The sequence below is a fragment of the Fusibacter sp. genome, from assembly GCF_057447755.1.
On record NZ_JBVBZF010000238.1, the window covers coordinates 1 to 5,634 of the forward strand.

General features: G+C 39.3%; 6 protein-coding genes and 1 pseudogene. 6 read left to right on the plus strand and 1 reads right to left on the minus strand.

Annotation, left to right across the window (positions count from 1 at the left end; genetic code table 11):
• The coding region (locus AC220I_RS17400; RefSeq protein ID WP_486725136.1) for an aminopeptidase at window positions 1–464 on the minus strand (464 nt) is incomplete at its 3' end.
• A gap of 477 nt (window positions 465–941) precedes the next feature.
• Between AC220I_RS17400 and aroF the strand changes: the two genes are divergently transcribed.
• From aroF to AC220I_RS17430, 6 genes and pseudogenes are all read left to right on the plus strand, one after another.
• Window positions 942–1,823 (plus strand): 3-deoxy-7-phosphoheptulonate synthase, encoded by an 882-nt coding sequence (aroF, locus tag AC220I_RS17405; protein WP_486725137.1) that lies wholly within the window; start codon window positions 942–944, stop codon window positions 1,821–1,823.
• Between the two features lie 18 nt (window positions 1,824–1,841).
• Window positions 1,842–2,345: pseudogene (locus AC220I_RS17410) on the plus strand (prephenate dehydrogenase); the annotation flags it as partial.
• Window positions 2,346–2,375: 30 nt separating this feature from the next.
• A complete protein-coding gene (locus AC220I_RS17415; protein WP_486725141.1) occupies window positions 2,376–2,684 on the plus strand; it encodes a prephenate dehydrogenase dimerization domain-containing protein in 309 nt (102 codons plus the stop codon).
• Between the two features lie 63 nt (window positions 2,685–2,747).
• The gene (gene aroB, locus AC220I_RS17420) at window positions 2,748–3,809 is read left to right on the plus strand and encodes a 3-dehydroquinate synthase (protein WP_486725138.1); all 1,062 of its coding nucleotides are present in this window, start codon (window positions 2,748–2,750) and stop codon (window positions 3,807–3,809) included.
• Between the two features lie 12 nt (window positions 3,810–3,821).
• Window positions 3,822–5,156 carry a 3-phosphoshikimate 1-carboxyvinyltransferase gene (aroA, locus tag AC220I_RS17425; protein ID WP_486725139.1) on the plus strand — a complete coding sequence of 445 codons (1,335 nt, stop codon included), beginning with the start codon at window positions 3,822–3,824 and terminating at the stop codon, window positions 5,154–5,156.
• Window positions 5,128–5,634: chorismate synthase (locus AC220I_RS17430; protein WP_486725140.1), on the plus strand; the 507-nt coding region annotated here is incomplete at its 3' end. The genes aroA and AC220I_RS17430, both read left to right, overlap by 29 nt.

The window sequence follows — 5,634 nt, forward strand, 5'->3', positions numbered from 1 at the left end:
AATACCTTCTGTGCCCATTCTGGAGATGGCACTGCAATGCCAAGCCAACTAACACCGCCCTTGTTGAATAAATCCCTATAGTTGGCGATGCCAATAGCTGTACTCTTATTAACCCGTGCAATCTTTGCTGGATCAACATCTGCAAGTAGGTCAGGATTTGGTGCTAAAATGGAGATGACGCATGCACCATCTTTTGCATATCCCTCCATATATTCAGACCGCCATGTTGGAAAATAATCAAGATGTTCGTCGTTCGAATACATATATCTCATTTTATTTTGAAGATCATCATAGTATTCACAGCGAACAATACTGGCGCCAGCGAGATATGCCACTTCAGTGAGTGCTCTGACGTAATCGAGTGCTGTAACTGGTGCATTGATGATTAAAGGTTGACCTGGTTGTAGGTTAATGCCCACTCTCACAGCTACCTCGGCATATTTTTTTAAGAGTTTTTCCTTCATAAAACCTCCGTATAAATTATTTTATACATATATTTTAGCATGTTTTTTCTTAAAAATATCATCAGATTTCTGATTTATAAACACATTTACAAAAAAAATAGCAATTTAAAAAATTCAGTGCAAATTTTAAAAAAGTTGTTGACATGCTTTTTGAGAGTGCTATAATCAATTTCAAATCAACACGAAGCAATTGTGAGAAAAATCTCAAAGATTATGAAAGTGGTGGCGTTATGTTATCTTCTGTTAAATTCCTAATAGACAATACATTTTACTTTTACTACGGCTGGAGCTATTTTTATTTTAGCGCTGGCTATTTGTATTGCAACGGAATATGGAAAAATAACCTAATGAGTTTAGGACTAGCATAATTACATCCAAATGCTAAAATCAACAACTAAGATATACGGAGACTCATAGGAGTCTCTTTTTTTTATGCCGATATCAATAAATTGCTAAATTTTGTAAGGAGGTAATGAGATGGTAAGTGCCATTCAGAGAGAAAAGAAAGAACAAGAAATTATTGAAATGATTGCAAGGATAAAAGAACCCTTTAAAATGGCAAGTAGAGCATATAAAGGCGTCGACTCAGTGGTTACTGTGGAGGGCAGAAGCATCGGAAACGGACATTTCGCAGTTATCGCAGGTCCTTGTTCAGTTGAAAGCCACTCACAAATCATAGACATTGCCAAATCAATCGATGGCTCAGGTGCTAAGTTCCTAAGAGGTGGTGCATTTAAACCAAGAACCTCCCCATATGACTTTCAGGGTCTTCAAGGTGAAGGGCTAGACCTCTTAAGGGCAGCTAAAAAGGCAACAGGAATGCCGTTTGTAACAGAGATTATGTCGGTACAGCAACTTGAAGATTATGCAGATATTATCGACGTCGTGCAAATTGGTGCCAGAAACATGCAGAACTTTGATCTATTAAAAGCAGCAGGTAAGCTCAATAAGCCTGTTTTGCTAAAGAGAGGTATGTCGGCAACGATTGAAGAATTTTTAATGGCCTCAGAGTACATTTTAGCAGGTGGTAATCATCAGGTCATCTTATGTGAACGCGGCATAAGAACCTTTGAAAAATATACGCGCAACACTTTGGATTTAAGTGCAGTACCTGTGATCAAGCGTTTTTCACACTTACCAGTGGTGATAGACCCATCGCATGCAACTGGAGACGCGAGATATGTTGAATCAATGGCGCTTGCAGCAGTTGCGGCAGGTGCAGACGGACTGATGATTGAAGTACACAATAATCCAGAAAAAGCAGTATCAGATGGTAAACAATCCTTAACACCAGCAGCATTTAAGGAACTTATGATTAAAGTCGAACAAATAGCAGAAATTACTGGAAAGATCATGTAATTTCATCGAAAACACGAAGGGAGGAATTTAGTTGGGGTATCAGTTGCAATAATCGGGTTAGGTTTAATAGGTGGTTCACTGGCGAAGTCCGTTAGAACACACACAGATCATCACATTATTGGTTTCGATGTTCAAGGAGAAGTGATGACATCAGCGCTTACATCGGGTGTAATCGATGAAGCGCCTGAAACAATTGAAGAGGCACTTAGTAAAAGCGACATCGTCTTTTTATGCTTATATCCATTTGAAACCATTGGATTTGTTAAAAAGCATTATAACGATTTTAAAGAAGGTGCTATAGTAACAGACACAGCGGGTTTAAAGGCTGAAATCGTTCAGTTTTATAACAAACTCACCCACAATGCCAAAGGCATAGATTTCGTTGGAGGTCATCCAATAGCAGGTAGTGAAAAATCAGGATTTCTAAATTCATCAGATCAGTTCTTTGTTGGCGCTTCATACGTTTTAACACCTCATAGGGGCAATAAGGCGTCTTCAATAGAGACCTTGACGAACTTAATCCAAAAGATTGGTTTTGGTTCTGTAACTTGCATGGATGCTGCAGCACATGATGAAATGATCGCTTACACAAGTCATTTGCCACATATTATCGCTTCACTGTTGCTTAAGAACAAACCACAAGAGCAAATTTCAGCCTTGGTGGGTGGTAGCTTTAGAGATGCCACACGCGTAGGCAATATGAATATGGCACTTTGGACTGAACTTCTCATGTGTAATCAATCCAATGTCATAAAAATGCTCGAGTCCTTTGAGACTGAAATAAAAGCCGTACAACTGGCACTTAAAAATCAAAATGAGTCGGCATTAAATGGTCTTATGAGTTTTGATATTGTCAGTTAATTGATGATACAAGTCTTTAAATTTTGATATAATAGGATTAATAAAAAACAAGGAGTCCATAAGATGGCTAGAAGTGTAAGGGTGATAACACCACAACTTGAGTACGACATTACGATTGATGCGAACTGGATTGATGTTGATAAGATCAATGAAATTATAGGGGGGCGCAAATATCTGATTGTAACCGATGAAACTGTCTATTCACATTATGGAAGTCTCTTAAAACAGCTTGAATGTGTTGTCCTCCCTGTGGGAGAAAGCACGAAGAGTCTTAAGTATTTCGAAAAGCTTATTGATATGCTTCAAGATAAGCAATTTAATCGATCGAGTTTATTGATTGCATTTGGCGGTGGGGTCATAGGAGACCTCACTGGCTATGTGGCAGCATCCTATATGAGGGGTATTCACTTTGTTCAAATGCCAACGACCCTACTTTCCATGGTAGACAGTAGCGTTGGTGGGAAAGTTGCGATTAATCATCCGAGTGCAAAGAATTTGATTGGTGCGTTTTATCAACCAGAGGCTGTTTATATCGATACGGCTTTCCTAAATACATTGACCCTCAAGACACTTTCTGATGGGATGGCAGAAGTCATAAAGTATGGAATCGGTTTTGATCGTGACTTATTTAATACACTTGAAGGTTTAGATTTAAACCGTTTATTAATGAAAGAAAATCAAGAAACCCTACTTGACATCGTAAAAATATGTTGTCAAATTAAGGCGAGGGTCGTAGGGGAAGATGAACGAGATACGAGTGTAAGGCAATTGCTAAATCTAGGACATACCCTTGGGCATGCAATAGAGCAATACTATCAGTTTAAGAAGTACACGCATGGACAAGCCATTGCCATCGGCATGGTCATTAAAAGTCAAGTTGCCTTTTATGAAGGCCGACTTGATCAAAAATCGCTTGAACGCGTAGAACAATTATTTAAGCAATATCAGCTTCCGCTTGAACTCGATGAACCTGAAGTTTTTAAGAGGATTTTAGAGGCCATTCACTTGGATAAGAAATCCACAGGGACACAAATCAAATGGATTCGAGTAGATGCAATTGGCAGTTGCCAAATAGAAGGCCTTCAATATAATGATATTATAGAGAAAGTCGAAAATTTAAAATAGGGAATGTGATTTATGAATAAGAATAGTATCATTATAGAGCCAAAAAAATTATCGGGAATAGTAAACGTGCCCCCTTCAAAGAGTTTGAGTCACAGGGGTATTATCTGTGCGGGTCTCTCAGAGGATGTTTCGGTGGTTGAAAATTTGATTTATTCAGATGATATCATCACCACTATTGAGGCAATGAAACAGTTCGGTATGCAGGTCCTTGGAGAAGAAAAAGTAGGAGAGCGTTATCGTTTAACCTTGCAAAATAAACAAATGACAAATTTAAAGGCAAACAACTATAAAGTGATTTCTGAAGCATCTACAATTCACTGTAGCGAATCAGGAACCACAATTCGTTTTTTAATGCCTTTTTTTACTTTATCAAGTGCACCAATGACTTTCACAGGAAAGGGAAGACTGGGTGAAAGACCATATGAGACCTTTTATAAGATTTTAAGACAACAGGATATTCCCTACCAAACAACCAATGGATTATTGCCCGTGACAATTGAGGGCACATTAATGCCTGGTGTTTTTCAGATGGCTGGCAATGTAAGTTCGCAGTTCATCAGTGGCTTGCTGCTTGTTTTACCCTTATTATCTGAAGATTCTACGATTGAGTTAACCACACCGCTTGAATCCAAAGGTTATGTGGATTTAACGCTTGATACCAGTCAAAAGTTTGGTGTTAATGTTGAGATGCCGGACGCTCAAACCTTCTCAATTAAGGGCAATCAGGCTTATAGAGGTTCAGAATATGCCGTTGAGGGGGATTATTCACAAGCCGCATTTTGGCTGGTTGCAGGAAGTCTTGGTAATAATGTTGAACTTAAGGGGATGCAAAAGACATCACTACAAGGTGATCATGCCATACTTGAAATTGTTGAAAGAATAGGGGGCAAGATCATCTGGGGCCAAGACAATGTCAAGGCCATACAATCAGACTTATCAACAGTGACCGTGGATGCTTCACAATGTCCTGACCTTGTACCCATATTGACTGTATTACTTAGTATGGGCAGTGGCACATCGGAGATCATCAATGCAGGCAGACTTAGAATTAAGGAATCTGACCGATTGAAAGCAATTTGTACTGAACTCAATAAAATGGGTGGAGAGGTTGAAGAACTTGAAGAAGGTCTAAGAATTAATGGGGTAAAAGGCTTTAAGGGTGCAAAAGTGGACTCTTGGAATGACCATAGAATTGCAATGGCGCTGGCGATTGCTGCAACACTTGCAGATGGACCGGTTGAAATTACAGGTTTTGAAGCTGTAAAGAAATCATATCCAATGTTCTGGGAAGACTATGAAAAATTAGGAGGCGTGATTCATGGGGAGTCAGATTGGCGAAATCTTTAAAGTATCCGTATTTGGCGAATCACATGGTAGTGCAATCGGTTGTGTGATTGAAGGCATTCCAGCAGGTACCAAGCTGGACTTAGACTTAATAAAGAAGAGAATGGCACAGCGTAAACCGGGTCAAGGGACGCATTCAACACCTAGACAGGAAGGCGACCGATTTGAAATTTTAAGTGGCTTTTTTCAGGACCACACAACTGGAACACCGCTTTGCATGATGATAAAAAATCATGATACACGCTCAAATGACTATGAAAAAACAAAGTCTCTTTTAAGACCCTCACATGCAGATTATACAGGCGCAGTTAAATGGCATGGTGCAAATGACTTTCGTGGTGGCGGCCATTTTTCGGCAAGGTTGACAGCACCCCTTGTTTTTGCAGGTGCAATAGCGGAACAGTTGCTATCAGATCAAAATATCAAAATTCTTTCTCAAGTGGAATCTGTTGGGACTGTAAAGGGAGAGAGTCTCTCAAAT

What these genes read in the sequence shown, in the direction of transcription:
- AC220I_RS17415 (WP_486725141.1), top strand. Translation starts at nt 2,376, where the DNA reads ATGGATGCTGCAGCACATGATGAAATGATCGCTTACACAAGTCATTTG.
- aroF (WP_486725137.1), top strand. Translation starts at nt 942, where the DNA reads ATGGTAAGTGCCATTCAGAGAGAAAAGAAAGAACAAGAAATTATTGAA.
- aroB (WP_486725138.1), top strand. Translation starts at nt 2,748, where the DNA reads ATGGCTAGAAGTGTAAGGGTGATAACACCACAACTTGAGTACGACATT.
- aroA (WP_486725139.1), top strand. Translation starts at nt 3,822, where the DNA reads ATGAATAAGAATAGTATCATTATAGAGCCAAAAAAATTATCGGGAATA.